We start from the raw sequence: 26,287 nt of genomic DNA, 5'->3' as shown, positions 1-26,287 counted from the left end.
CAATTATGTCATTTACCAACAGTCAAATCATCACAGTCAGCTTAGCAGGACTTGCAACAGCGGTGGGAGTCGCTGCTGCAACTATACAGTCTGGCGCGATGAAACAATCCCCTCCTCCCGTTGCAGAATCGCCAGCAGCAACCGGAAACCCCATTGCAGCGCTGTCGGCGAACAACCCCCAATCTCTGCAACCAGAACCCCTACAAGCCGAAACCCAGGTTGCAGAATCTCCCCCATATCCATCTCAACTAGCCCAAAGCCCCGCACTGGAACCACCGCAAATCGTCGCAGTTTCTCCGCAAAAAGTTCGCCCAGTAGTTGTCACACCTCCCAATTCCGGGTGTAAAATTACTCAGGCTGTAGTCAGCGATCCGAATCCACCGCTAAATGTGCGATCGCGCCCGCAAGTAAGGGGCAGCAAAATAGTAGGAAAACTCCCAAACAATACCTTTGTTTCAGTTGCCGAAGAACAAAACGGTTGGCTGCGAATTACCGATCCAGCCGGTTGGATTGCCAAAAATCGCACCGAAAGCAGTTGTGTGAATGTGAACCAGCAAATTAATTTTCTGCCTGGGGGAAATGAAGCCATTGTTAAAGGTCGAATTATCGGCGGTGGCAGTCACTCTTACCGGATTCGAGCCGCCAAGAATCAAACAATGACTGTTAAGAATCGGAAAGGTGTTTTTCCACTAATTCTGACTTCCAATGGCAAAGCTTTGACGGGAGATAATTATACAGGCAATGAAACAGAGTGGACTGGAAAAATCCCAGTTACTGGAAATTATACATTTCAACTCGACTCAAATTTCCGGGGATATGAATACGAATTTTATGTGCGAGTCCGATAAAGTTCGTCGTTTGTAGTCCTGGATGTACGGGTGGCGAGAAACCGGGTTTTTTGCGAAGTATTTTCGCAACTACAGATTCACTAAAAAACCCGGTTTCTTTGGTCGTGGCGAGAAACCGGGTTTTTTGCGAAGTATTTTCGCAACTACAGATTCACTAAAAAACCCGGTTTCTTTGGTCTAGATCTGGCGAGAAACCGGGTTTTTTGCGAAGTATTTTCGCAACCACAGATTCACTAAAAAACCCGGTTTCTTTGGTCTTGATGTTTAGCTAATTAGGGAATTGTTCCAAGCGAGATATCAAGAATTGCAAATTTCTGCCAATCTTCCGAATCAAAGTGCCACCATTCTGTTGTAATCCCAATAAATCCATGTTTTTTCATCGCATCCTTAAGCACTTGACGATTTTTCCGAGATTGGGCGCTGCCGCCTTGATAATCTCCGTGAGCTTTTTCGGTAAAATCATCGTAAGGTGTGGGCATTTCTAATTCTTTGCCGGTGCGATCGACTAAAGTTAAATCTACAGCAGCACCGCGATTGTGCCGCGAGCCCCTAGCAGGATTAGCAACATAGCGCGGATCGGGCATAACTTTCCACATTTGCTCAGTCACAGAAAAAGGCCTGTAGCAATCGTAAACTTTCAAACCCAATCCGATTTTTTCCAAATCTGTTTGAACTAGCCCTAACTTTTGAGCAACAGAAGTTCTCAAGGCGCATTTCGATATAGGGTAAAGTTTTCGTTTCAAAAAATTGTTAGTAGTGGCGTAGCGGATATCGAGGCGAATGTTGGGATTTACTTTGCGGATGTCAACAAGGCGCGCCCAACTGGGAAGTTGACTCATGAAAATACTGTCAGGTACTATTGGGTTGGGTTCTGGTTGGGTAATTTGCACTTGTGGCGGCTCCTGGGCGCGGACAAATGCGGGATGGTGCAGGCCGTGAAGCGAAGCTATCCCGTAGGAAATCGCACATAGCAACACTAACATAAATGCGATCGGGTATTTTCCAAAAGGATTAAATTTCATAGTTGTTCTGATGGCAAGTCTTAAAGAGTAGATTGAGGTCGTTTTTCTGTGGTACAATCAATATTATGATGTCACCGTGACTGCAGGGAAAACTATGAAAACTGCAATTTCACTTCCAGATTTAGTTTTTGAAGAAGCCGAGGCTTTGGCCGATAAGTTAGGATTATCGCGCAGCGAGCTTTATACAAAGGCATTGCAAGCGTATCTGCGGCGATACAACCGATCTCGAATTTTGAGCAAACTAAATCAAGTTTATTCTGAAGAGTCTTCTGAACTAGATCCTGTCTTGGCAAAGATGCAATTTATGTCCTTACCCCATGAGGATTGGTAATGTATCGCGGAGAAATTTGGTGGGCAAACTTACCCTCTCCAGTTGCTTCAGTCTTACTCGTTTCTGGTACGAATAATTAGTATGATTGAACCGCGAAGACGCGAAGAACACGAAGGAAGAAGTCATATCAAATCCGTTGGTATCGGAATTATTCATCTCTCTATTCTCTGACTCTGCGCCCTCTGCGCCCTCTGCGGTTTAATTATTCCGAAACAATTGTAAACGATTTTACGCAACTGGCACTCTTAGTAAGGTGCGTCAGAATACTAAACCCTCGATAATTGCTCTATAAATTCGTCTGACGCACCATACAAATCGATTATCGTGTGATATGTTTGCCAAAAATCCAGTTTTTAAATTCCCAAGCGCTGATACACTAAATCTAAGTGCCTCAATTGATACTGCGGATCGAAGCAATCATCAATTTCTTTGCTGGTCATTTTAGCTGTGACGCGATCGTCTTTGGCAATCAAATTGTAGAAATCGCCCCCTGGCTTGTTCCAAGCTTCGTGAGCGCAAGATTGGACAATTGTGTAGGCGTTTTCGCGACTCGTGCCTTTTTCTACTAAGGCTAACATCACCCGCTGGCTGAAGATTACCCCGCCGTAAAGGTTCATGTTGCGCTTCATGTTTTCGGGATAGACTAGCAGGTGTTTTACTAAGTCTGTGGCTTCTACTAACATGAAGTGAGTTACTGTAGAACTGTCGGGCAAAATCATCCGTTCTACGGAACTGTGAGAGATGTCTCTTTCGTGCCAAAGCGCTACGTTTTCTAAGGCTGCGACGGCGTTGGCGCGGACAATTCTTGCCATCCCCGTGAGTCTTTCGGAGCGAATTGGGTTGCGTTTGTGGGGCATGGCGGATGAGCCTTTTTGCCCTTTGGAAAAGAATTCTTCGACTTCGAGCACGTCGGTGCGTTGGAGGTTGCGGATTTCTACTGCGAAACGCTCGATCGATGCTGCTAACAGTGCTAAGGTTTGGACGTATTCGGCGTGTCGATCGCGCGAAATGACTTGAGTCGATGCACAATCGGGTTCGAGTCCCAGGTTTTGACAGGCAATGGCTTCTATTCGCGGATCGATATTAGCATAGGTGCCGACTGCGCCGGAGATTTTGCCGACAGCAATGGACGATCGCAAATTCACCAATCTTTCACGGCTGCGAAACACTTCTGCCAGCCATCCTGCTAGTTTAAAGCCAAAGGTGATGGGTTCGGCGTGAATTCCGTGCGATCGGCCAACCATCACAGTATTGCGGTGTTGTTGGGCCTGATAGCGAATAGCTTGGCTCAAATCTTCGACACGTTGTAACAAAATATCGACACTAGCGACTAATTGCAGCGCCAAAGCAGTATCGAGCACATCGGAACTGGTTAAACCGAGGTGAATGTAGCGGCCGGCATCGCCTACATATTCGTTGACATTTGTCAAGAAAGCGATCATGTCGTGGCGGACTTCGGCTTCAATTTCGAGGACTCGTTTGGGGTCAAAATTAGCCTTAGCTTTGATTTCTTCGACTGCGGCGGCGGGGATGTAGCCGAGTTCGGCTTGAGCTTCGCAGACAGCGATTTCTACTTGCAGCCAGCTTTTGAGTTTGGCGGTTTCAGTCCAGATGTTGCCCATTTCGGGCAGAGTGTAGCGGTCAATCACGGTTGGGAATTGGGGAATGCGATCTCACCATTGTACATCTGTGTGGGGATGCGAGAGTCAGGATGGGGAATTTGGGGCCCAGAAACCGGGTTTTTTACGAAAATACTTTGTTGTAGCCCGCAGATTGGGTAAAAACCCGGTTTCTCAAATCAACTCGGTTTTTGGAGTTTGGGCGATCGGCTACAATATCCTAAACCTGATTAGCTGGCATCACTCATGCCTAAAAAGATTCGAGAATTAAAAAGCCTATTACTAAAAGCAGGGTTTACTTACCGACAGGGAAAGGGCAGTCACACTGTATGGGAACACCCTTTATTACCTGAAAAAATTACACTGTCAGGTAATGATGGCGATGATGCACCAAATTATCATGAAAAAAGAGTAATATCCGATTTGCAGAAGCTGAAGGAGATAGAAGAATGAATAGCCATTACAGTCTCATCATCGAGTGGTCAGAAGAAGATCGACTTTTTGTTGTCAGCTTGCCTGAGTTTACCGATGTTATGCAGCCTTGCACTCACGGACACACTTACGAAGAAGCGGCAAAACACGGACAAGAATTGTTAGAAACATTAATTGAACTCTATCAAGAAGATGGAAAACCTCTACCAGAACCTCAGACTTTGGGAAAACGACTACAAATTGCGTAAAACGAAACAATTGAGGTGCTGAGGCAAATCGAAGCAGAGGAGACAGAACCATGAAATATACAGTTGTGATCCAATGGTCAGAAGGCGATCGATGCTTTGTCGTATTTTTGCCTGAATTTGAGGATGTAATGCAGCCAGTAACTCACGGAGATTCTTATGAAGAAGCTATCTACAATGCGCGAGAGGTACTAGAGTTACTAATCGAAAGCTGTCAAGCTGAAGGTAAACCATTGCCAGTAACTAAGAAGCTAGAACGATTATTTCAGGCTGCTTAAATTTGTTTAAACTGAGATATTGCACCATTTTCAATAACCTGTAGGGGCGGGTTCACCAACAGTTCTAAATGTTGCAAACAGGTTAAATAAACCCGCCCCCACCCACTATTAAGTATGATAATATTTGAAGCTTCGATTTAATCACCCAATGACTGATAGCACCTACTTGGACGGCGCAGCAGATTGAAGGTATCGAGGTATCGAATCCGATCGCGCGCTGCGACTTGAGCTGCGGCTTCCTTCGCTTCATTCAATAAGCCTTGAGGGGAATCTAGGTTCCACAAAGGATGAACGATAATAACACTTATATCCCCCACCGTCAAACCCGGTAGAGGGCCGAACTGTTGCCCGGAACAACTAAACGAAGCACAAAATGTATCGCGCAGATTAGTTGCTTGCAATACCCAATTTTCTAAGTCTGGAGTAGAATAATCTCCATCCAGCCCGCATTGAAAATTGCTGCCGGCCAATCCCCTCAGCAAGGAAAGCCCCAAACGCCAATCCAGCAAACCGTGATAGTTCATATTGCGGTACTGCTGCAAGCAATCGTAACAGGAAGAGTCGCATTTTTGGCAGTGTTCTGGTGACATTATCGCCTCAGCAAAGCTATTTTGAGAATTCAAAATTTTGTCTAAAAGGATGTCTTCCCAGTGCTTAGCTAGCCAATAGGTGAAGCCAGAACCATTAGCAAGCCGATCGCTAATCACAATTTCTCCTACTTTTTCCCCAGTATCCTCTAATTCAGCCTGTCGCAAACCGCTCACGTCTAATTCTTCAGGATCGATGTCTAACTCCTGTGCTGCTACAGCACGAACCATGAAAGCGGCTGAGTAGAAAGCAGCTTTGACTGCGGAACCCTCTGCAACGGGATCGAGGCACAATCCAACAGGTACAGCCGCTGGTTTAATTCGCAGTACGCCAGTGGTTTTTGGGGCAACGATCGCAATTTTCTCTGACTCGCCCTGCTGTTTAAACTTCACCCCATTATTTGTATTCTGAAATCGCTCATCAATCCATTGATCTGTTAACAGTTTCTCTTTGCGTCCAAATGTTGCATTTCCAATTGCTCCCTTAAATAGCAGTCCTCGATTGTCATTCACCCGAAAAACGCGACCGGATTCAGAAAAAGCTGTCTGAGTATTTGTGTTATTTACTAACTCAAAATCTTGAGGTTGTGATTCGGCTACGCTACCAGCACCTGTGATTAACGCATCGTATTCATCTTTAGCATCCGCCCCAGGATTGAGGCTGGTACGGAAAGCTAAAGGAACAGCCCACTGAAAAACTCGAAATCCCTGTTCGTCAGTTGCCTCGCATTTCGGACAGACTGTATCTTCAAAGATTGTATTAGAAGTGTCCGTATGTTGGCACCGCTGACACCTCAACATCCATTGGCGATCGCTCAGAGGTTCGCCAGCAGGAACCAACCCGTTTTTAGTGTCGGGAATTAACGATGCAGTAAACCCGATCGCAGTATAAATCCGCTTATCTTTAGTTTTTTCTGAACCAGGGGCAAATTCAGAGACAGCTAAATCTAAATCTCGATCGATAGTAGGAAGAACTCTTTGTTTTCGGGACGGATCGTGATGGTACAAATCGCGCACTCTTGAGGGCATCCCGTACATCGGCAAAACCCCGCCCTCAGCAAGGCGTTCGGCTAAGCCATCTCCCGTCAATTCTAAGTTATTGGCACACTCGTCAATCTTATTAAACAAATCCTGACGTGCATACTCTTCAAGTTTGTGGCGATCGATACCTTCAACACCGACTAGCAGAGAATTTACGATCTCGGTGACTTGCTTTGATTTCTCTAACCAATTACGAACTTGTTCGCGGCGTTCTTCCGTTTCCTTCCACTTTTTAAGTGTGCCAAATTCACCGTGACTGTCCGGCTTTTTTTCTACTTCCCAGCAGTTGACACCAGCATCCTTAAATGCACGTCTCAAACATTCTTTTGCTAGGAGGCGCTGCACGATCTCAACCTGTGGCATAGAAAGAAAAGGAACGGGCGGCGGATCGCCCGTAATTTTTTCAGGATGGCGGTAATAAAATTCATCGTGCGATCGACCCCGACAGAGAGTAAGTACGATCGCGAAAGCCTGGCCCCGGCGACCCCCGCGACCCGCACGCTGTTGGTAATTAAAGCGCATCGGCGGCATATTTGCCATCACAACAGCCATTAAACTGCCAATATCAATCCCCACCTCCATTGTGGTAGTGACGTTCAAAATATCGATGATATCTACCTCTGGGATAAAATCTCTTTCTTGTTCGTCAAAATTCACGATGATGTTGCGAAAATGTCGCTGTCTCTCAGCTTGATCGTCGGTTTGTCCGGTCAACTCTTCGCAGTGCAACCGCAGCGGTTGACGCTTATTTACAGCTTGGGTAGCGAAATAATTGCGATCGTATAAATCTGCACATCTTTTATTAGGTTCCGCCGATAAATTTGCCAAACAATTAGTACAAATACCTCCCGCACGGTGCAGGTGAGGGCGCTGGCAAGAATCGCACTGCCACACCGGGTCATCGGACACAGCAACTCGTACAGATAAATGCCGGGGATTAAGTTTAAAGTGGTGGTGCTGCCCGCATTCGCAAATGGCAGATTTCAATGCCTGCTTTAATTGCTGCGGTGAAATCCCGTTTTTTTCTGCACATTGCTTAACGTAATTACGCAATTTTGGTTTCGCATCGTCCCAGTCTTTCCAGTCGTGGAGTGAATACTCTTGAGGTTCTTTCGGATACCTGTACAATTCACCTAAAATTCGCAAGCTGCCGTCGCAAATGCTCTCAAATACTGAGCTTGAAACTCCGCATTGAATTGCTAGCTGTTCTAAGTGATTTGGCTGTAAATTCAGGCGAATATAACCCAAACCCGATGCTTCAATCCCAAAGTATAGGCGACTGAAAAGCGTGTCGCAGACCTCGGATTTTACTTTTTCTCGAAGTGTGCTGTCTCGCCTTGTTTTTGCTTCGGCACACAAATCTGGTTTCCACCCTGCGGTTTCAAAGTCAAATAATTTTGTCCAATGGTGGTACTTGCCTTCATAGGAGAAGTCTTGGTAAAGAACATCGTTACCCGCAGGATTAACACCTAACTTTATCAATCGCTGGATCAGGAGTCCTGGGTCTTGGGAATTTTCAATTCCTTCAAATAGCGCTCTGAGAGGAACTGTGCGGGTATTGCCTCTTTGCTGGATTTGGTTGAGTAGCTTCTGAGCGTCATCTCGCCGATTTTGTAACAGTTCCAAATCTTCAGGATCGAGACCTTCTGGCAAGGGTTTGTTAACATTTTTAATAGCTTTTTGTAAATCTTCAACAGCTTTGGCGTTGCGTTGAGCAAATAATAGGGCTTCTGGACGAGCAGGTAGATTGCATTGTTGAATATCTTCTAATAGGCGTAATTCTCCGATCGCTAACTGTCCGAGTTCATCAAACATTGCTTCTCGTACCAGGTCGTCATAGTGCGATCGCTCAATTCCATTGGATATAGAAGCTGCATCTTCTCGGCCGTCCGAAAAAACGACTAATTTCCGGGATTCTGCATCTTCCGGTAACTGATAAAACAGCTCTTTAGACAGCAGTTGACTCACTTTAGAAAAACCTGTGCGGAACCATCTAATTGAAGATTTGCGAAACTTGCGTTTGCTATAGTCTGCACCGCAGCAGGGACAAGTTGAGGGTAACGATCCAATAAATTCTTGCTTGTCTGCTGAGAGCGATCGCAAGTGAAACAGATAGCCTTTCACCCACTGTTCCTCCGGGGAATCTGGATCTCCTAAAATAACGCGACCACTGCGGGTATCTAGCGATGCTTTATCCCACCAAGCCTTCTCGCTACCTTTACCTTGTCTCGATGGCTGTTTCCAACCTTTACTAACCTCTTCGTCAATATTTCTAAAAGGCCAAAATACGGCAAACTCTTGATACTTGCGGCGATCTAAAGCTATGGCTGTTTTACGGTCAGGAATTCCCTCAATATCCGGTTCCGTAGGTAAAAGTTCCCATCCGTCATTATTCTGTCTTGTCAGCCTGTTTCCCCCAAAAAATACAGTTTTGCACTGTTCGCAGTAAAGAAGTTCTAAAACTCGGTAATTATCGCAAAGTATGGGAGGATTTTCTACGAATAGTTTGCCCACAGGTCGATTCTTGCTGATTTCGCTTTCCTCGCACCCGTGATTTGGTTTAGTGCAAGCCCACAGCCCTTCGATATTCCTGAAAAACCAGTGCAGCCTGAAAGATGGCAAGGATGTTCGATCGGACAACCCACGAGCGACAAGCAATCCTCTTACTGCCAGTTTGAGATTTTCATTTGTTAAGTCATTGCCGAACATTTTTTGACCAAAATCAGCGATCGATACGGCACGAATTTTGTCATCAACTGTACAAGCATTGACCATTCTAGCGCCAATCTGCACACTTTCAGATTCTACTATTTGATTGCTATCACTGTATTCATGCGTTGACTGCAACGTTTCTATATTATTAATTTCCGGTGCTGATGCTAAGGCGATGAACGGTTCTGCATCAATAAATTCTTGACCCTCAATTGGCGGAATTGGCTCTAAATGACCAGGGATAATCTGTTCGGAATGCCATTCAACGCCGAAGAATTGATTCAGAAATTCTAAGCTTTTTGGATCGTTTGGTTCCAGAGATGCACTAGAGGCAAGAATCCGCAATTTTGGATGACCTGGATGCAGCCCCAAGCGTTGCAGCAACAGTCGCAGCAAATAAGCAACTTCTGTCCCAGAAGTGCCGCGGTACAAGTGCAATTCGTCAACAATTAAATGAAAGACGCTACCATCTTTGTTTAACCATTCCTTTGTTTTTTCAAAGATATCTCGATCGATATTCCGCATCAGCATGATACTGAGCATAGAATAGTTGGTAATTAAAATATCTGGCGGGGCATCTTTCATATCCCAGCGACAGCGCATTTCTGACCCGTCTAAACGCGGGAAAAAGAACCTCACATCATCATCGCCAGTTTTACTTGCGTGTTCTCTCGCTTTATCCGCTGATTCTTCCATCTTCTCGATTTTTTCCAGCAATTCTTCTATTTTTTTGCCATTAGGTTTACCATTTTCTTTGTATTCATGCCCCGGTACAGGTGTAACACCGTTGTATCTTCCAAAATAGACTCGGTTGCCTTTTCTATTATCTTTAAACCACTCTCGTGCTGCTTCAGAATCTAAAGCGCGGCGCAGCCTGGTAAGTTGGTCTTCAACTAAGGCATTCATGGGATATAAAATCAGGGCGCGAACGGCAGAATCACGATTTTCGTGACTCCTCTGAGAAACACGATAAGAACGCTTAAAACTGCGTTTTGTCTTAACCAATGGGTTGCATTCCTTCTGCCAATCCTTGTTTTTCCACCAGTCGTTAAGGTGTTCTGGTTCTGGTTTAGGAGCATTCCAATTTCTCGATTCTTGGGCAAGGTAAGCAAATAGCGGTAACATAAAAGATTCAGTTTTACCTGAACCAGTTCCCGCAGTTACTACAGCATTTTGACCCTCTAATGCTTGTCGCAGCATTTCGATTTGGTGGCTGTACAGTTCGTAATTGCCTACAAGTCCGCAGGAGGCAAGCTGTTTAAAATCTTGAAGAGCTGATTCATCTAATCCCGGTACGTTTGAAATATCTAAATCATTGATAGTTTTACCGGATTTTTGATAGCGGGGCATCGGTTCAATCCAGGGTTCTTGATGGAATGCACCGGGTAGGCGTAGCAGTCTTTCGCGTTCTTGTTCTATTTCGGGAAATTGAGTTCCGAAAGCGGTTTTTATGTATAGTAGGAAGTTGTCGCGGATGGTGTTAAAGGCGTTAATTGGGTCGTGCATAAATTACCTCAATATGTTATATTTAAAGATTCCTGCAAGAGTGTTTGCCCTAATTTTTTTGCGGTGATTTCTGCTATTTTAGGGGGAATTGCGGAGAATAACTTGAATCCCTGAATTTGCGGATCGTGCGGCAATTTTTTTACATATGTTGCTGCATAACCGGAACAAAGAGTTAAGGCTCTTTCTAGGAGTCGCGGCAGATTCGCGCTGGCTGGTACTGCCATAATGAATGTGCGTTTGTCGTAGATTAGAACATTCCGCCGCAGTGCTTTGAGAACGGCATACTTTCCCCAATCAAGGTCTATTGCGGTACAGATTCCATCTTGCCAAAGATAGTAAGATTGGGTGTTTCGCGATGGATGACTGTATCGGCTGATACGGATATTATTGTCGGTTTTGTCGAGAGTTTTAAATTGTAATGAACTAGGTTCAAAGGTTTGGTGTTTCCAGTTCAATTCAGAATCTTTAGCCCATTTGAGGGTAGCTAAGTATTCGTCAATACTCGCGGCAAAATGCAGCAAAGACCAGGCTGAGGGCGTTTCGATAAAAGGTATGGTGAGAGATGATGCGATCGCCCCTAATTCCCTCACATCCTCTGCTTGTACAGCCACTCGCTTCGGTATCAGCACTGATTCACTGGCTTGTTCTTGGATTTCAAGGTTGATGCGATCGCCCGCAGACTGACAAGCCTCTGATAATTGTTGGATAGTAGCAGGCGATCGCGCTCCTGCTAAAATGGCTTGAGGAAAGCCGGCACAAGGCAATCGCACCAAAACAGGAGGAGCAGCATAAACCTTATTATGGCTGCTATCACCGCTAAAATAAAAGTCGCAATGACCCAGAGAATCGAGGGCGCGAATTGCTTGAAATCTTTGATTCTTAATTCTGTCTTTGTCCGTGTCTTCCTCCCTCACACCCATCTCAATATTATACAAATAATCAAAGGTTTGCTTAAAAGATAGCCAAGCAACTTGCTTTTTTGCCGAAATAACGTAGAGCAGTTTTTCGCTGGTTTCAGACACGCTCTGCCTCCTTTTGAAATTGTTTCCACAATACTTTTAAGTTAGAGCGATCGGGCGGGGAAATTATCTTGCGATCGTGCCACAATATTTCTTTCCATGCCCGCATTTTCTTTCGGTCTTTGCACTTTGACATCAACGGTTGTGACTCTGCCAAATTGGTACCGCAAAACATTGCTTGACCGCGATGGCGACCTTTGGAAATCGCCCAAACAGGCTCCCAATCTGTAGGTAGTGATTCCGCTGGGCAGATTGCTATTTGCCCTGGTTCTTTACCTACATAGAAAATCCGCTGCTTTCCTTGTATTGGTAAAAAAGTGTTGAAGTTAAAGTCCGGGAAATCAACGCCCCACACCCATGCACCAGCAACGCCCGCACTCTCATTTTCCCCGGTGTGGAGCTTCCCGAAGCGATCGAACTGTTGCGCGTTGCTTTGGGATGGCAAAAAATAGTTTTCTACCAATAACAGAGAACAGCGCTTGATAATATCGTCTCCACTGCGTGCTTCAATTAGCAACTTTGTTTCTGCTGGACTATCGGCTGGCAATTCATAATTACCTGCTGCTGACCTGCAATCTAACAACTTATTATTGCAATATACTTTTATTGATTCGCTGCCACCTTGCAGTATCAATTTCGGCGGGGCAAACTTAAAGAATTTATTGCCTCTTTCCAGGCGGATTCCCCCAGCTAACTCTAGCCGTACATTAGTCGGGAAAGCTAAGATTGGGTATTCTTGTTTAATGAGTTCGTCACTGCAAGCTGCCTGCGCTTTGAACAAGTGCCACCCACTGGGCAAACCATCTATAATTTGCAACTTTTCAAAGCCTTGACAGCTCAATTCTCCCCATATTGTCAGCAATTCTAAACACTGTTCGCGTGCAGCCAAATAAAATGGCTGTTGAGCGGGAAGTTGTCGCACTTCGACGAGTCCGGGTAATCCCTGACTATCTCCATTAACGAATACTCGAATGGGCGATGCTGGCAGCCTAAAACACCATTTAGAGTCAGCCGATCGCACTTGCAAACCTTTCAACCAATCAAACTCACAACCAACCAGCGGTTTTCCGTCTGACTCAGATATTAGAGGTGAAGAAAAACCCCCACTATCTTCGTAACAGGAAAAAGCTTGAGAAGTGTCTTCTAAAAATAACAGCAAATCCTCTTCAGGAAATTCGTGTTTGGTACTGCAACGCAAGCTGAAGGTAGCGCTTTTGGCAGTTGAATCGTGTTTGCAGCACAATCTCAATAGTCCATAAATCTGCGTTTTACCTGAATCTTCAGCAGTTCCATCCCAAGCGCGCAATTCATCAATAATCCATTCTAGCAATGCTTGGCGAAGTTCGTCGCTATCTCTGGTTTCTTTTAACAAGTCCAGCGTCCGTTTATGCAGTTGTTTGCGCCCGTGCGAGGCTAACAAAAGTGCGATCGCCCCCTCAGCAGGATATGAAATAGGATCTAAGTCAGCAGCGGCAAAAATAGCAGGGAGGGCGCGTCGCTCTTTTTCAGTCAAGAGGGTTTGGGCGATGGGTAATCCAATGTGATTTCTCTTCCCAACACTTATGCTGTTAAAGATACCCAATTCGCCAGATTTATCTTGATTAGACCACTTTTCTAAATCTTCCCAGAGTTTCCACATCTTGTCAAATGAAGGATACTGGCCTGTGGTAGGTTCTTCACCAAGTAATGTTCGCAAGCGCGGATAGTAAGAATTCGCGGCAAAATCTCCTTCAATACCGGCTGCTAAGACAAATAGCGCTAAATAACCAATGTATGGCGGATAATCTAACTCTCGCAGCCAATTTTCCTGAGTTTCCCAAGCTTTTACGCATAAACCCTTCCTTTTTGCACCAGGAAGTCCGATTTTGATAGCTTCAATAAAATCTAAAAAATTAGCACCGCTTTCTTGACCAATATGTTCTATTAGTTCCTCTGTAACGTACAAATGAACGCTGCGCCCTGCCATTTCATTTTTGAAAAAATGAGCTGCGATTGAATTATTCCATTTTAAATAATCCATTTTTATATTTAAGATAATTTAAGTGAGATTAGTAATTTTAAGTATTATAGCCCATGAATAGCCATTATAGTCCGATCGTCCAGCGGTCAAAAGAAGAGCGAGTTTTTGTTGTCATCTTGCGTGAATTTACTGATATTATGCAGCCTTGCACTCACGGACACACTTACGAGAAAACCGCCAAACACAGACAAGAATTGTTAGAAACGAGGATGATGAACCATGAAAGACGATCGCATCAATATTTTTTACAGCAACCAAGATGAAGGCTACATTGCTGATATTCCCGATTTAAAATACTGTTCAGCTTTTGGCGAAACCCCAGAATCAGCTTTGCAGGAAGTACAGATTGCTAAAACAGCATGGCTAGAAGCTGCAAAAGCTGCGGAAAAAACCATTCCTGAACCTAAATATAGACCTGCAATATAGTGAGTAATTCTTGTAGGGGCAAACCCCCCGTGGTTGCCCGATCGGAGAGTGGTTGCCCGATCGATCGGAGAGAGAGGGCGGGCACGGGGGCACCGCCCCTACATATCTGGATGAACGATCGCACAAATCCACATTACTGCATCCGATCGATCGTCCGATACTGCACCGCCTCCCCCACATGATTCGTTTTCAAGCTTTCATCCCCCGACAAATCAGCAATAGTTCTCGCAACCTTCAAAATTCGATCGCTCGCCCGCGCCGAAAGGCCCAACTTCCGAATCGCCATCTCCAATAAATTCCGCGAAGCATCATCCAACTGACACCATGTATTAATGTGACTGCTTTGCATCTGCGCGTTACACCGCAAGCCAGCTTCCGACTGAAAACGGCGAGTCGCCATCTCTCGCGCCCGCTGCACCCTCACCCGCACCGGTTCCGACTCCTCCCCCGTCGGCTGTCGCGTAATCTCCTCCGGTTTCAAACGATTCACCGCCACCTGCAAATCGATCCGATCCATCAAAGGCCCCGAAAGCTTTGCCCAATATTGCTCCCGCTTTTGCGGCGAACAAGTACACTGTTGGATCGAGTCGCCGTAATAACCGCAAGCGCACGGATTTGTACTCGCAACTAAAGTGAATTGCGCCGGAAACATCACCGATTGTCTGGTTCTAGAAATCGTCACATAACCATCTTCCAACGGTTGCCGCAAAAACTCCAAAACATCTCTTTTAAACTCAGTTAATTCATCCAAGAAAAGGATGCCGCGATGTGCTAAAGAAATTTCACCCGGACGCGGAAAACTGCCGCCGCCAACAAGAGAAGGCCCCGATGCCGAATGGTGAGGACTGCGAAAAGGCCGATCGCTCACCAACATTCCCTTATCCTTCAACAACCCCGCCACCGAATGAATTTGAGTCACATCCAAAGCTTCATCAAAAGTCAGCGGCGGCAAAATACCAGGCAAACGTCTCGCCAGCATAGTCTTACCGCTCCCTGGCGGCCCCACAAAAATCAAATTGTGTCCCCCCGCCGCCGCAATTTCCAAAGCCCGCCGCGCGTGAATTTGCCCCTTTACATCCTTTAAATCTAAACCCGGAATCCGCTTTTTTGCTAACTCTTCTCTACCGTTTACTTGTACCGGCGAATAAACTTGAGGATTGTTTAAAAAATCAGTAACTGCAAAAATATTTTCAAAACCGTAAACAGATATTCCCTGCACCAAAGCGGCTTCTTCCGCATTACCAGCCGGTACAATTAACCCAGAAACACCCATTTTGGCAGCAGCAGCGGCGATCGGCAACACCCCAGACACAGCCCGCAAACTTCCATCTAAGGACAGTTCGCCCAAAAACAAATAATCTCCCAAAAGTTCAGCGCTGACTTGTTCCGACGCTGCCAAAATGCCAATGGCGATCGGCAAATCAAAGCTCGGCCCTTCCTTCCGCAAATCCGCCGGAGTTAAATTTATCACAATACTCCGCATCGGAAAAGCATAACCCGAATTTTTTAGCGTAGCCTTAACCCTTTCTTTAGCTTCTTGCACCGCCGAATCGGGCAACCCCACCACCACAATTTTCGGCAGCCCCCCCGACACATCAGCCTCCACGCCCACCTTTACCGCGTCAATGCCTACGATCGATGCACTCCAAACCCTAGCAAGCATTTTTCTCGATCCCTAATTTGCCTGTCTTTGATTCATCATATATTATGATTAACAATGACTAATGAATACCGGAAGAAGCAAGAAAAACTTTTCCTTGCCTCTTCCTTTTCTCTTTTTGCTCCTCTGCTGCTGAGTCTTCCCCCTTCCCTCTTCCCCCTTCGCCTTCCGTCTTCTGCCTTCCGTCTTCTGCCTTCTGCCTTCCACCTTCTGCCTTCACCCTGCCACCTTCCCTCTTGGGCCTTGCCACTTCTTCCGTCTTCCGACGGACTTACATCCGTTACATCCGTTACATCCCGTACATTGCTCGTTGCCGAACTTCCCTCTTCTGTCTTCCGTCTTCCGTCTTCCGACGGACTTACATCCGTTACATCCGTTACATCCGCTACATAATCCGTTGCCGAACTTCCTTCTTCCTTAACACCCATGACAACTCAAGAAACGCTTTTCAGCAAAATCATCCGCAAAGAGATTCCAGCAGACATCGTTTATGAGGACGACTTGGCCCTCGCCTTCAGAGATATCAATCCCCAAGCGCCAGTCCACATCCTCGTCATTCCCAAAAAACCTATTCCCAAATTAGCCGATGCCGAATCGGGAGACCAGGATTTGATGGGACACCTGCTGCTGACTGTCAAGCGGGTAGCAGAACAAGAGGGCTTGTCCAACGGCTATCGCGTCGCGATCAATACCGGTAATGACGGCGGCCAAACTGTACACCACCTCCACCTTCACATTCTCGGCGGACGGCAGATGAACTGGCCCCCCGGCTAAAGGTTAATTTTGCAGGCCCAATTTACGAACTCATCTTCAGAAACCCGGTTGATTGCGATTAGCGCCTCAGAAACCGGGTTTTTTGGTCAACAAATTTTTGCTGCATATTGATGCGAGTCGGTCAACCGCAGATGTCAGACCGATCGACACAGATGCAGCGCAGATAATTTTAAAATGGTTTTGGCATGAATGCAAGCAGTCTATTGAGAATGTAGTTCGATCGCAACTTCCCCCTCGACTTGGCCGCCAGTGAAGTCACCCCGGTAGCAACGATTGCTCCTTCAATCAACAGCTAAAATTAGCTTTTTGTTTGAGCAAATATAACTTAAGAGACTTATTTCTCATCTTATTTCCGCTGCAACGCTCCCAATCAAAATGCTTCGCAGTGAGGACTTTACTCCTGGTAATGGATGCGGACTGAAGTCCTCACTAAAAACAGTTAATTGACCGAACGTGATATATTAATTAATAATTATATCTGGCGATCGTCAAAGTGGCAATATTTAACCGGCTTAAATTTGAAAAACTCGCGCTTGGGAAATCTCAAGTATTAGCTTGGGCGATCGCATTTTGCAGCGGCATTTTGATGGCACTGACAACAGCACCATTCAATGCTTGGCCGTTAGCCTGGATTGCATTAATTCCGCTGTGGGTTATGGTTGTCAGTTATCAACGACCAATAATCACAGAAAAAAAACAAAAAGTTCTTCCTTCTTCCTTATTCCTTCTTCCTTATTCCTTCTTCCTTATTCCTTCTCTCTGGGGAATTGGCTATCACGGATTAGCCCTATCTTGGATTATGGGAATACACCCCATGACTTGGTTAGGAGTTCCTTGGTGGCCCAGTCTGGCGATCGCACTTTTTTGCTGGGCATTCATCACCCTTTGGGGAGCCGCATTAGTCACCGTTTGGGCGTGGCTATTTGTAATTCTCAACTCCCTCACTATAGCAAGAAAAAATCCTATTCTTACTCTTAACTCCCCCCCTTTACAAGGGGGGGCTGGGGGGGGTAGCTCTGATATTATTCTTCTCAACTCCCCCCCTTTACCAGCTAAAAATCCTCTGCTTAACTCCCCCCCTTTACAAGGGGGGGCTGGGGAGGGTAAAACTCAATTTTTAGCATTAACCCGCGTTTTAATTGGCACAGCTTTGTGGTGCGCCTTAGAAAGTATTTGGAGTACAGGTTCGCTGTGGTGGACATCACTATCATACACCCAAAGCCCGCACAATTTACCAATATTGCACCTCGGTCAACTCTCCGGCCCCGCTGCAGTAACAGCAGCCATCGTAGCAGTAAATGGCTTAATTGCCGAAGCTTTTATTGCAGGAAGAAGGAAGAAGGAAGAAGGAAGAAGGAAGAAGGAAGAAGGAAGAGGGAAGAAGGAAGAGTGGAGAGGAGAAAAGGAAGAAGGAAAAAGTAAAAATTGGGTTGCTTATATTTTGCCTGCGGGTTTGTTTTTAGTTTTGCATATTGTCGGCTGGAGTTTGTACAATCGCCCCTTAATTCAAGAAGCCGGAACATCGTTAAAAATTGGGATTATTCAAGGAAACATTCCTAACGCAATTAAGTTTGACTCAGACGGGTGGCGGCGGGCTTTGGAAGGTTACACCGCTGGATACAAAGAGTTAGCAGACAGAAAAGTCGATGCTGTGTTAATTCCAGAGACAGCTTTGCCTTTTATCTGGACAAACGAGTATCAGCGTTCCACTCTTTCCTTTTACCAAGCTATTCTCGAACGCGGTGTAGTGGCTTGGGTTGGAGGATTTGGACAAGAAGAAAACGGCCTCACTAATAGCTTATTGGCGATCGATCGCACTGGAGCAATTGTCGGTCGCTACGATAAACTAAAGCTAGTACCATTAGGCGAATATATCCCTTTTTACGAAATCTTAGGCGGGATTATAAATCGGCTGTCACCCTTAGATGCTCGTTTAGTACCAGGAAACTCAAAACAATTATTTGATACGCCCTTTGGCCGCGCCATCGTCGGAATTTGTTACGATTCCGCCTTTGCTGAAAATTTCCGATATCAAGCAGCACAGGGAGGCGAATTTATGATTACAGCTTCCAACAATGCCCATTACAAACCGCCGATGCTGGCCCAACATCACGCCCTCGATGTGATGCGTGCAATTGAAACAGATAGATGGGCAGCTATCGCAACTAATACGGGGTACTCTGCTTTTGTAAATCCTCACGGCGAGACGATGTGGAAATCTCGACTCAATACCTACGAAGTCCGAGATGCTACTATTTATCGGCGAAAAACTCGGACTTTGTACGTGCGCTGGGGAGATTGGCTGACACCTTTATTGTTAGTTTTAGCTGGGTTGATGCGGTTGATTGTTAGACATTAATCTTCGTAAAGGGTGTGCTGGTGGGGCGGGGGGGGTTTATTGAATCTGTCTGCACTGTCAGGATTATTGGTGAATTAGCCCCTACAGTTCACTCGTTGCTCAGGTACGTCGCTCACTCAATTATCAATTTTTTTCAGTAATTTTCAATAGCGACGCACCCTACAGTTACTAACAACTAACAACTGAGGGCGGACACGCACCATCCACCGCCCCAACTAACAACTAACAACTAACAACTAACAACTCCTAAATCTACTGATCTTTCACCTGTTTGTGAATGCTAGGAGATAAAGAAATCAAATCGTCCATATTGCGCTGCATGGTAGCACAAATATTGTCCAAAGGCAAATCATTGTCATCGTGGCCGAAGGGATTTTCTATCTCAATGCCGATTTCTTCGATGCCGAACAAAGTAAAACTAATTAAAGCCACAACAGCGCCGGTTCCCCAAGTCAAGTCCTTCACCATTTGAAAGGGCAGTGCACAACAGTAAAGCAACAATAGCTGTTTCAGGTGAATCGTGTAAGCCAAAGGGATAGGTGTCTTCAAAATCCGCTCGCAGCCACCTAATACATTAATCATAGAGTTTATTAACTCCTTCATAGCAGTTAACTGATAGACATCGAGGCAATTGCGCTCGTACTGCTCGTGCAAATAATCCTCAATCCAAAAAGCAATTTCTAGCGGCGGATTGTTCATCGACTTGAGCTTTTCGTACTGCGAAGGAGACATCAAATGCTCTAATTCGGAATTTACTGCTTCTTTTCGCAAGTGCAATTTCATCGATACTGCAAAGGCAGGTAACAGGCGCAGGGCTGACTTTTTGAGGGCGATATCCTGCGGGTCTTTTTCCTCAATTGCTACCCAGATTTGGCGCGCTAAATTGCGGACGTTGTTGACTAAGGTTCCCCACATTTTCCGACCTTCCCAAAATCGCTCGTAGGCTGTGTTTGTCCGAAAAACTAACAGTAAACCCAGCACAATACTCGGTACAATACTCGATAAAATGGGCAAGGAAACCGGCCATTTAAAAAAGTGCAGCAGGGAAATAAAAACTCCAAAGCCGCCGCACAGCAAAACCCGGGGCAAAATTGAGAGAATGACAGACCCTCGAACCTGTAATGCAATTTTAAACCAAGACGGTCGATCGACATTCATGCAATTCTCCTTATAAAATTAAATCACTCGTCTGCGCCCACAGTCTATTTTCGATTGGCGATTGACAAGGGCAGGTGCAATCTGGGGGTTGGAACTTTGGTCTAAAATTGTTTGCTCTCCAGGACTCCTGTCAGGCGCTGGTATCCGTATTTGGGTACGGTGAGAGCTTCCGAAAAAAGCTTTCCTACTAACAACCTTTGGATTTTACCCACAAAACTCATCTTTAGGATAAATTTAAAATCTAAAATCTAAAATCTAAAATCTAAAATCAATTGACTGATGCACTTAATTAGGTAAGATTGGTTGTGTATCTTTAAATATCTCAGCTTCCGTGCAAGAGCTACCGACATCTTTGCCCCCGAATTCTCCCCGATTGCCCAACCAACGGTGGCAAATTTATGCGCCTCAACCGCAGCAAGCCGAACAGTTTGCCGCAGAAATCGGTTTGTCGTCTTTGCTAGCACAGGTACTGATTAACCGAGGTATCGATTCTGTTGAAGAAGTGCAAGGGTTTATCGAACCGGAATCTCTGGTTTTGCCCGCGCCAATGGATGAGTTTCCCGATTTGGCTGCGAGTGTCAAATTGTTGCGGGAGGCAATTTCGGGAGGGCAGAAAATTGCGATTTGCGGCGATTACGATGCTGACGGGATGACGAGCACGGCTTTGTTGCTGCGAGCTCTTAGGAGTTTGGGCGCGAAGGTGGATTATGCTATTCCCAGCCGGATGCGGGAAGGTTACGGGATTAACGATCGCATTGTAGAAGAATTTCACGCTGAAGGTGTCGCTCTGATTCTGACAGTAGACAACGGGATTGCAGCCTATGGGCCGGTCAAGAGAGCCAGAGAACTCGGTGTAAAAGTTATTATTACAGACCACCACGATTTGCCACCAAAACTACCGCCGGCGGATGCTATTCTCAACCCGAAATTAATTGCGGAATCTTCGCCTTATCGCGGCTTGGCTGGGGTAGGTGTTGCCTATGTTTTGGCGATTACTTTAGCTCAAGATTTGAATAAAGTTGGTGGGTTGGTAAATCCGCTGCTGGAGTTATTTACTTTGGGAACTATTGCGGATTTAGCTCCTTTGACTGGGGTTAATCGCCGCTGGGTAAAGCGGGGTTTGCGACTGTTGCCTCACTCGCAATTGGCGGGGGTTCAAGCTTTGATTCAGGTGGCGGGAGTACAGGCGGGAAGTGCGGAAAATTTACCTCTTTTTAATTCAAAAAGTCAAGCTAATAATACGTTAAAGCCTGAAGATATTGGTTTTCGGCTGGGGCCCCGGATTAATGCTGTGGGGCGGCTGGCTGACCCTCAAATTGCGATCGAGTTGCTGACAACGGACGATCGCGAATTGGCACTCAAAAACGCGATGCAGTGCGAACAAATCAATCAGCGCCGGCAGGAGTTGTGTCAGGAAATTGAGCAGGAAGCGATTGCTTGGTGCGAGAAAAGTGCGATAGATTTGCAGCAGGAACGGGTGTTAGTTGTGGTGCAACCCGGTTGGCACCACGGGGTGATCGGGATTGTGGCTTCTCGGTTGGTGGAACGTTACGGCGTACCCGTTTTTATCGGTACTTTTGAGGATGAGGGTGGCGAAAAGGCTAATATTATCCGGGGTTCGGCGAGGGGAATTCCTGAATTTAATGTATTTGACGGGCTGAATTTTTGCGCTGATTTGTTAACTAAATTTGGCGGACATAAAGCGGCTGGCGGTTTTTCTATGCCGGCCCAAAATCTCGAACAATTTTGCCGTCAACTGTCAGTTTTTGCCAATCAATGTTTGCAGCCAGAACACCTCAAACCGCTGGTTTCTGTAGATGTGCGAGCGGATTTGGCTGAGATTAATCTCGATCTTTACCGACAAATTGATGCTTTGGAACCTTGCGGAATTGAAAATAAGGCTCCTGTATTTTGGACGGCTAATGTTTGCATCGCTGAACAGAAAATTGTGGGTAAAGGAGGCCACGTTAAACTAACTGCAACTCAAGATGAACAAGGCTCGGCTAGTGTGAAGGGGATTGCTTGGCGCTGGGGCGAATATTTTCCTTTGCCTCGGCGGGTTGATATTGCTTACCGATTGCGGGAAAATAGTTTTAATGGCAAGACATCGGTTGAGTTAGAGTTGTTGGGTGTCCGCTTGCCTGCTAGTGCTGCGAGTTCGAGGCGGCAGGTGTTTGGAAAAGTTGAGTTTGATTATTGCGATCGCACTTATTCTTGCAGTCTGTCTCCCGCCGGTTCTCAAGAGGAGTTGAGAATTCGCAACTCTCAAGGGCAAGTTTTGGCTGTTGCACCGGGACAAAACATCGGTTTGTTGGGCAACTCCCGCCTCGATGCTAGAGAAGTCGATGTATCTTTACCTTTTTTTGAGAATTTGATTCAAACTGCTAAACACGCCCTCGGTATTTGATTTAGCAGTTGTTAATTAATAACTCAAACATCTGCCACACTTCTTTTTTTCTAGAAGTCGCGGGTAAAGAAAGGCTCTTTCCCGCCTATCTAAATTATTTTGGCTCGAACTGTTGCGATCGAGCTTAAATTTTAGATGCGATCGCAGTTCGATCTCTCATAGGAGATACTCACCGATCCCTCATCTCATGTCGGATTGATTACTCTAACAAAAACGGTTTGTAGTGCGCCCGAAACTCCTTTGTTTAAGAGCCGACGGTCGTCCGCACTACGAACCTGTTGGAAGAGCGGACGGTCGCCCGCACTACGAACCTGACGCGCGTGTGGTTAATTGAGCGGACATGATATCAATCCTTCAATGCCCCAATCTCAAATCGAAAAATGGAAAATCTCAAATCGATTGCCGATCGAGCTTTGGGAATGAGTGCATCACATTTAAAACCAAAACTCCCAACTCTCGATCGCCACCTAGCGTGCTATAATTACAGATCGCCGCCTTTAGCGGCCAATAGAAAAATCACGATCGGGCCCGAAAGCACGACTGCTGCGAGTAAAGCTACTTGAACAATGAGTTGGTAGTTTACACCGTCGAGGCCGCTGAAAAGATCGGTTATAAAGTCCATGTGTCCTCCTGACTGTAGTTATTAAGTCTAGATTGTTCAATTAGAAAATCCGCTTCTGATTTTACCGGGCTATTGTCCCTATTTTTTAAGGAAGTTTACAAAATTCAACAAAATGTAAAGAACGATCGACCTCCCAGCGATCGCGCATTCCGGTCAAAAACTCCTCTATTGCTCGATAGGGGAAGAGAATCCGAGAGGAACTAATGAACGAGCGAGCGAGTAAACCAGGATTTTGTACGCATCCGCAGCCGGGACTTTCCCGCCTCCGGCGCTGGCACTTGATATACTACCAAAAGCTGAAATATTCTGGGGTTTCCGATTTTCCCGCTAGCGGGCCCAATCTAAAATCTCAAACTTGTAGGCCTCCGTCGCCGTATCTAAACTCTAAAACTTGTACACTCGCGACTTGTCCGCTGGCCTAGCCGAAGCAAGCCGAAGTATCTAAAATCTAAAATCTAAAATCTAAAATCGAACTATGGCGAATTGGCGTTGCGTAAAACAATGCGGTGCTTGTTGTTACCTAGAACCAACAGAGCGCCCTGACTTAGACGAGTATTTGTCTGCTGAGGAATTAGAGCTATACTTGAGCTTGGTCGGAGATGACGGTTGGTGTATCAATTTTGACAGAAGTACGCGAGAATGCGGAATATATGCCGATCGACCGCGCTTTTGTCGGGTAGACTCTGAGGTGTTTGAGGAGATGTACGGGATTGAGCCGGCCGAGTTGAACGATTTCGCGATCGAGTGCTGCAAGGAGCACATTGAAGACCTTTATGGCGATCGCTCTTTGGAAATGATCCGCTTCAACTCCGAAGTGGGAATTCTCGCCTTACCCGGTAATTAACCGAGTTGATGTTCCTTTGGGTTTTGTCCCTCCAGCTCCTTTGCCCGATCGCTATCTCCATCTAAAATCTAAAATTGAACGATCGTCTGCCAGTTTCTCCAGCCGATAGTGTCAAAATAAATAAATTACGGAAATATCGCGCAGTTGAGTTGAGCCATGAGCAATCGAGAAGGTTTTACAGGGGGATTCATTGCCGGAGCCGCAGTTGGTGGCTTGGTGGGCGCATTTGTCGGCGCTTTGCTGTCGCGGCGCGCTGCGGAAGCTTTGCTGAGTGAACCTTCAGAAGCAGAGGTAAGAAAGATCCGCCAGAAAAAAGCCAGCCAACTCGAAGCCGAAGGGATGGAAGTAGCAAGGCTGAGTTTGGAAGATAAAATTGCCCAGCTAAATCAGACCATCGATGACGTGCGGCTGCAACTAGGCGATGTCAACGGGAATGGGCCAGCGCACACCAGCGAGGGTTCGATCGCCCGAGACTCCTGAATCAATTTAAAATTTTAGATTAGTATGCCAGTTGCATCCGGGCGATCGACTTTCACGCCGGAGTGTTTCGCTTGCACAGCACGAAGCCAGAGACAAACACAAGCGAGCCGGAAAATCGCATTCCCAAACAACATTTTTACCAAATCGGGATGCTCCCACCCTCGCCCGCTCCCGCAGCTATGCTAAGCTTAAAGCTGAAGCGTCTGTAAACTTTACTCAAACTTCAAGCAGAATATATGAGTTATTCCATAGGTCTTTTGGCAACCACGCTGTCCACATTTCTGCAAATCTATACATTCCTAATGATTGCTAGGGTGCTCTTAAGCTGGTTCCCCAACATCAATTGGTACGATCCCCCGTTTTCGATTTTGAGTCAGCTTACAGATCCTTACCTAAATCTGTTCCGATCGATTATTCCACCTTTAGGAGGGATTGACTTTTCGCCGCTGATTGCATTCTTTTTACTTCAGTTTGGCTCGGAATTCTTGATCGGTCTTTTAACCAGCTTGCAAACAGCCTTGTAGTTAAAAAAGCTTAATTTGTTAAGCAGCAAGCGTAAATTGTTTGGCAGACGTAGCTGCAGGCAACTAAATTTTAGATTTGACCTTCTTAAATGAACTCCCCGGTTGAAAAGCTGGGGAGTTCTTCGTTGTAAATTAGAAATTAGAAATTGCCAGCCACTCAACAATCTAAAATCTACAAGCAAAAATCGAAAACTGCATCGCAATTTCAGAGTAGCCCACCCAAAAGCTCAAATAGTTTTGTTAGCGGCGAACCACGCCAGTAAAACCTGTAGCTTTAAATTGCTTGAGCTTCAAAGGTGTTCGCTGATTGCTCGACACCGAAATTCTGAGCTGAAAATCGCTAACTCCGGGAGGAACTTCTTCGATAGAACCCAAGCGAGTCCGGTTTTGCATTACCGGATTGTCGTCGGCATCATAAATGCGGCCGAAAATATCCGCATTGACAACTGGTTTGCCGCTGCTATTTTCAGCTTTCCCTGTAATCAAAAAGCAGTTAGCTTCCATAGAACTGCCGCTAGTGACTGTTCCTTCTGCCATTTCGGCCGGACATTCGCGATAAGAAAGATCTGAAAGTTTGATCTGTGTCAGAGCCCAAGCGGGCGGAGTGTATACCAAACTAAAAATTGCGATCGCGCAAGTAGCAAAAAAAAGACTGATAGCTCGAAATTTCATAAATTGCAGCGCAAGTATATTTTAATTCCCAGCTTAGCGCGAATTCACGATCTAATTTTCAACATCTTCAGGGAAACAGCACTGCGCGGTTTCCCTACCGCCAGACAAATAGCATCAGTCTAAGCCTAAATGCTGCCGCAATGCTTGGCGCATCACATCGACTGGGACTGATTCTGTGTCCAGCCAAATTTTCAAGGCGGCTGCTCCTTGTTGAACGAGCATTTCGAGTCCGTCAATAGCTAGCGCCCCTCTTTGCTGTGCATCTTTGAGAAACTGAGTCGGATTCGGGGTGTAAATTAGATCGTAGGCGATCGCACCTGCGGCCAGTCGATCGAGCGCAGCAGCAGAAACCGGCGACTTTTCCCCGTGCGGGTGCATCCCCACAGGAGTCGTATTCACCAGCAAATCCGCCTGCGAAATCAACATTGACAAATTATCCCAAGTATGCACCTGCAAATTTTGCACCGGCATCGGAGAATTTACCCAACTCTGCTGAAATTCCGCTAAATTTTGGGCGCTGCGGCCGACAACGTGAATCTCGGCACATCCCAATTGAGCGCATCCAGCCACAACAGCCCTCGCCGCCCCGCCATTTCCCAAAATTACCGCTACTTTCTGACTCCAATCGGAACCCCCCCTAGCCCCCCCTTGGTAAGGTGGGGGACTGGGTTCAACAGCCCCTGTTTCGGAACCCCCCCTAG

General features: G+C 46.0%; 22 protein-coding genes and 1 pseudogene. 12 read left to right on the top strand and 11 right to left on the bottom strand.

Annotation, left to right across the window (positions count from 1 at the left end):
- Nucleotides 1–5 precede the first annotated feature (5 nt).
- Nucleotides 6–848: an SH3 domain-containing protein gene (locus tag AACV78_RS17280; protein WP_194010300.1), complete on the top strand. Its 843-nt coding sequence runs from the start codon at nt 6–8 to the stop codon at nt 846–848.
- A 272-nt stretch (nt 849–1,120) separates the two neighbouring features.
- On the opposite strand, the gene AACV78_RS17275 is transcribed toward AACV78_RS17280, so the two are convergent.
- A complete protein-coding gene (locus tag AACV78_RS17275; protein WP_228042308.1) occupies nt 1,121–1,870 on the bottom strand; it encodes a M15 family metallopeptidase in 750 nt (249 codons plus the stop codon).
- Between the two features lie 94 nt (nt 1,871–1,964).
- Between AACV78_RS17275 and AACV78_RS17270 the strand changes: the two genes are divergently transcribed.
- Nucleotides 1,965–2,201, top strand: a complete 237-nt coding sequence (locus AACV78_RS17270) for a hypothetical protein (RefSeq protein WP_194012143.1) — start codon at nt 1,965–1,967, stop codon at nt 2,199–2,201.
- Between the two features lie 353 nt (nt 2,202–2,554).
- On the opposite strand, the gene purB is transcribed toward AACV78_RS17270, so the two are convergent.
- A complete protein-coding gene (gene purB, locus AACV78_RS17265; protein ID WP_194012142.1) occupies nt 2,555–3,850 on the bottom strand; it encodes an adenylosuccinate lyase in 1,296 nt (431 codons plus the stop codon).
- Nucleotides 3,851–4,066: 216 nt separating this feature from the next.
- Between purB and AACV78_RS17260 the strand changes: the two genes are divergently transcribed.
- From AACV78_RS17260 to AACV78_RS17250, 3 genes are read left to right on the top strand one after another with little or no spacing between them, the layout of a single operon-like run.
- The gene (locus tag AACV78_RS17260; RefSeq protein WP_106148795.1) at nt 4,067–4,273 is read left to right on the top strand and encodes a type II toxin-antitoxin system HicA family toxin; all 207 of its coding nucleotides are present in this window, start codon (nt 4,067–4,069) and stop codon (nt 4,271–4,273) included.
- Nucleotides 4,270–4,500, top strand: a complete 231-nt coding sequence (locus AACV78_RS17255) for a type II toxin-antitoxin system HicB family antitoxin (RefSeq protein WP_015175593.1) — start codon at nt 4,270–4,272, stop codon at nt 4,498–4,500. Before AACV78_RS17260 ends, AACV78_RS17255 begins: the two co-directional genes overlap by 4 nt.
- Nucleotides 4,501–4,550: 50 nt before the next feature.
- The gene (locus AACV78_RS17250) at nt 4,551–4,775 is read left to right on the top strand and encodes a type II toxin-antitoxin system HicB family antitoxin (protein ID WP_194012141.1); all 225 of its coding nucleotides are present in this window, start codon (nt 4,551–4,553) and stop codon (nt 4,773–4,775) included.
- Nucleotides 4,776–4,912: 137 nt separating this feature from the next.
- Here AACV78_RS17250 and AACV78_RS17245 read toward each other — a convergent pair whose 3' ends face one another.
- From AACV78_RS17245 to AACV78_RS17235, 3 genes are read right to left on the bottom strand one after another with little or no spacing between them, the layout of a single operon-like run.
- Complete coding sequence (locus AACV78_RS17245) at nt 4,913–10,621, bottom strand: DEAD/DEAH box helicase (RefSeq protein WP_194012140.1); 5,709 nt, start codon at nt 10,619–10,621, stop codon at nt 4,913–4,915.
- Between the two features lie 8 nt (nt 10,622–10,629).
- Nucleotides 10,630–11,643, bottom strand: a complete 1,014-nt coding sequence (locus tag AACV78_RS17240; RefSeq protein ID WP_194012139.1) for a hypothetical protein — start codon at nt 11,641–11,643, stop codon at nt 10,630–10,632.
- Nucleotides 11,636–13,660, bottom strand: coding sequence for a hypothetical protein (locus AACV78_RS17235; protein WP_194012138.1), 2,025 nt, complete (start codon nt 13,658–13,660; stop codon nt 11,636–11,638). Before AACV78_RS17235 ends, AACV78_RS17240 begins: the two co-directional genes overlap by 8 nt.
- 219 nt (nt 13,661–13,879) lie before the next feature.
- On the opposite strand from AACV78_RS17235, the gene AACV78_RS17230 reads away from it, so the two are divergent.
- Entirely contained in the window at nt 13,880–14,086 is a 207-nt protein-coding gene (locus tag AACV78_RS17230) for a type II toxin-antitoxin system HicB family antitoxin (protein ID WP_194012137.1), read from the top strand.
- Between the two features lie 133 nt (nt 14,087–14,219).
- Here AACV78_RS17230 and AACV78_RS17225 read toward each other — a convergent pair whose 3' ends face one another.
- Nucleotides 14,220–15,749, bottom strand: coding sequence for a YifB family Mg chelatase-like AAA ATPase (locus tag AACV78_RS17225; protein ID WP_194012136.1), 1,530 nt, complete (start codon nt 15,747–15,749; stop codon nt 14,220–14,222).
- 35 nt (nt 15,750–15,784) lie between these two features.
- On the bottom strand, nt 15,785–16,174 hold the full coding sequence (locus AACV78_RS17220; protein ID WP_194012135.1) for a hypothetical protein: 390 nt from the start codon (nt 16,172–16,174) through the stop codon (nt 15,785–15,787).
- Between AACV78_RS17220 and AACV78_RS17215 the strand changes: the two genes are divergently transcribed.
- Nucleotides 16,173–16,520, top strand: a complete 348-nt coding sequence (locus AACV78_RS17215; RefSeq protein WP_194012134.1) for a histidine triad nucleotide-binding protein — start codon at nt 16,173–16,175, stop codon at nt 16,518–16,520. The genes AACV78_RS17220 and AACV78_RS17215 overlap by 2 nt on opposite strands.
- Nucleotides 16,521–17,013: 493 nt before the next feature.
- Nucleotides 17,014–18,879 (top strand): apolipoprotein N-acyltransferase, encoded by a 1,866-nt coding sequence (gene lnt, locus AACV78_RS17210; RefSeq protein ID WP_194074317.1) that lies wholly within the window; start codon nt 17,014–17,016, stop codon nt 18,877–18,879.
- Between the two features lie 252 nt (nt 18,880–19,131).
- Here lnt and AACV78_RS17205 read toward each other — a convergent pair whose 3' ends face one another.
- Nucleotides 19,132–20,037 (bottom strand): bestrophin family protein, encoded by a 906-nt coding sequence (locus AACV78_RS17205; protein ID WP_194012798.1) that lies wholly within the window; start codon nt 20,035–20,037, stop codon nt 19,132–19,134.
- 331 nt (nt 20,038–20,368) lie between these two features.
- Between AACV78_RS17205 and recJ the strand changes: the two genes are divergently transcribed.
- The gene (gene recJ, locus AACV78_RS17200) at nt 20,369–22,444 is read left to right on the top strand and encodes a single-stranded-DNA-specific exonuclease RecJ (protein WP_194012797.1); all 2,076 of its coding nucleotides are present in this window, start codon (nt 20,369–20,371) and stop codon (nt 22,442–22,444) included.
- Nucleotides 22,445–22,925: 481 nt separating this feature from the next.
- Here recJ and psb30 read toward each other — a convergent pair whose 3' ends face one another.
- Nucleotides 22,926–23,066, bottom strand: a complete 141-nt coding sequence (gene psb30 / locus AACV78_RS17195; RefSeq protein WP_106149210.1) for a photosystem II reaction center protein Ycf12/Psb30 — start codon at nt 23,064–23,066, stop codon at nt 22,926–22,928.
- Nucleotides 23,067–23,541: 475 nt separating this feature from the next.
- Between psb30 and AACV78_RS17190 the strand changes: the two genes are divergently transcribed.
- From AACV78_RS17190 to AACV78_RS17180, 3 genes are all read left to right on the top strand, one after another.
- On the top strand, nt 23,542–23,910 hold the full coding sequence (locus tag AACV78_RS17190; RefSeq protein ID WP_194012796.1) for a YkgJ family cysteine cluster protein: 369 nt from the start codon (nt 23,542–23,544) through the stop codon (nt 23,908–23,910).
- A gap of 156 nt (nt 23,911–24,066) precedes the next feature.
- Nucleotides 24,067–24,390 (top strand): ssl2009 family thylakoid membrane protein, encoded by a 324-nt coding sequence (locus AACV78_RS17185; RefSeq protein WP_194012795.1) that lies wholly within the window; start codon nt 24,067–24,069, stop codon nt 24,388–24,390.
- Between the two features lie 236 nt (nt 24,391–24,626).
- Nucleotides 24,627–24,914 (top strand): YggT family protein, encoded by a 288-nt coding sequence (locus AACV78_RS17180; RefSeq protein WP_194012794.1) that lies wholly within the window; start codon nt 24,627–24,629, stop codon nt 24,912–24,914.
- Nucleotides 24,915–25,154: 240 nt separating this feature from the next.
- Here the strand turns inward: AACV78_RS17180 and AACV78_RS17175 are convergent, their stop codons facing one another.
- Complete coding sequence (locus AACV78_RS17175) at nt 25,155–25,586, bottom strand: hypothetical protein (protein WP_194012793.1); 432 nt, start codon at nt 25,584–25,586, stop codon at nt 25,155–25,157.
- Nucleotides 25,587–25,700: 114 nt separating this feature from the next.
- Nucleotides 25,701–26,287: pseudogene (locus tag AACV78_RS17170) on the bottom strand (shikimate dehydrogenase); the annotation flags it as partial.

It is taken from the genome of Tychonema sp. LEGE 07196, from assembly GCF_963890365.1.
Lineage (GTDB): Bacteria > Cyanobacteriota > Cyanobacteriia > Cyanobacteriales > Microcoleaceae > Microcoleus.
This window is presented reverse-complemented; position numbering and strand designations above follow the sequence as displayed.

Bases quoted from the DNA above. Each gene is read 5' to 3' on its own strand.
- AACV78_RS17280 (WP_194010300.1), top strand. From the start codon at position 6: ATGTCATTTACCAACAGTCAAATCATCACAGTCAGCTTAGCAGGACTT.
- AACV78_RS17275 (WP_228042308.1), bottom strand. From the start codon at position 1,870: ATGAAATTTAATCCTTTTGGAAAATACCCGATCGCATTTATGTTAGTG.
- AACV78_RS17270 (WP_194012143.1), top strand. From the start codon at position 1,965: ATGAAAACTGCAATTTCACTTCCAGATTTAGTTTTTGAAGAAGCCGAG.
- AACV78_RS17260 (WP_106148795.1), top strand. From the start codon at position 4,067: ATGCCTAAAAAGATTCGAGAATTAAAAAGCCTATTACTAAAAGCAGGG.
- AACV78_RS17255 (WP_015175593.1), top strand. From the start codon at position 4,270: ATGAATAGCCATTACAGTCTCATCATCGAGTGGTCAGAAGAAGATCGA.
- AACV78_RS17250 (WP_194012141.1), top strand. From the start codon at position 4,551: ATGAAATATACAGTTGTGATCCAATGGTCAGAAGGCGATCGATGCTTT.
- AACV78_RS17245 (WP_194012140.1), bottom strand. From the start codon at position 10,621: ATGCACGACCCAATTAACGCCTTTAACACCATCCGCGACAACTTCCTA.
- AACV78_RS17235 (WP_194012138.1), bottom strand. From the start codon at position 13,660: ATGGATTATTTAAAATGGAATAATTCAATCGCAGCTCATTTTTTCAAA.
- AACV78_RS17230 (WP_194012137.1), top strand. From the start codon at position 13,880: ATGAAAGACGATCGCATCAATATTTTTTACAGCAACCAAGATGAAGGC.
- AACV78_RS17225 (WP_194012136.1), bottom strand. From the start codon at position 15,749: ATGCTTGCTAGGGTTTGGAGTGCATCGATCGTAGGCATTGACGCGGTA.
- AACV78_RS17215 (WP_194012134.1), top strand. From the start codon at position 16,173: ATGACAACTCAAGAAACGCTTTTCAGCAAAATCATCCGCAAAGAGATT.
- AACV78_RS17220 (WP_194012135.1), bottom strand. From the start codon at position 16,174: ATGGGTGTTAAGGAAGAAGGAAGTTCGGCAACGGATTATGTAGCGGAT.
- AACV78_RS17205 (WP_194012798.1), bottom strand. From the start codon at position 20,037: ATGAATGTCGATCGACCGTCTTGGTTTAAAATTGCATTACAGGTTCGA.
- psb30 (WP_106149210.1), bottom strand. From the start codon at position 23,066: ATGGACTTTATAACCGATCTTTTCAGCGGCCTCGACGGTGTAAACTAC.
- AACV78_RS17190 (WP_194012796.1), top strand. From the start codon at position 23,542: ATGGCGAATTGGCGTTGCGTAAAACAATGCGGTGCTTGTTGTTACCTA.
- AACV78_RS17185 (WP_194012795.1), top strand. From the start codon at position 24,067: ATGAGCAATCGAGAAGGTTTTACAGGGGGATTCATTGCCGGAGCCGCA.
- AACV78_RS17180 (WP_194012794.1), top strand. From the start codon at position 24,627: ATGAGTTATTCCATAGGTCTTTTGGCAACCACGCTGTCCACATTTCTG.
- AACV78_RS17175 (WP_194012793.1), bottom strand. From the start codon at position 25,586: ATGAAATTTCGAGCTATCAGTCTTTTTTTTGCTACTTGCGCGATCGCA.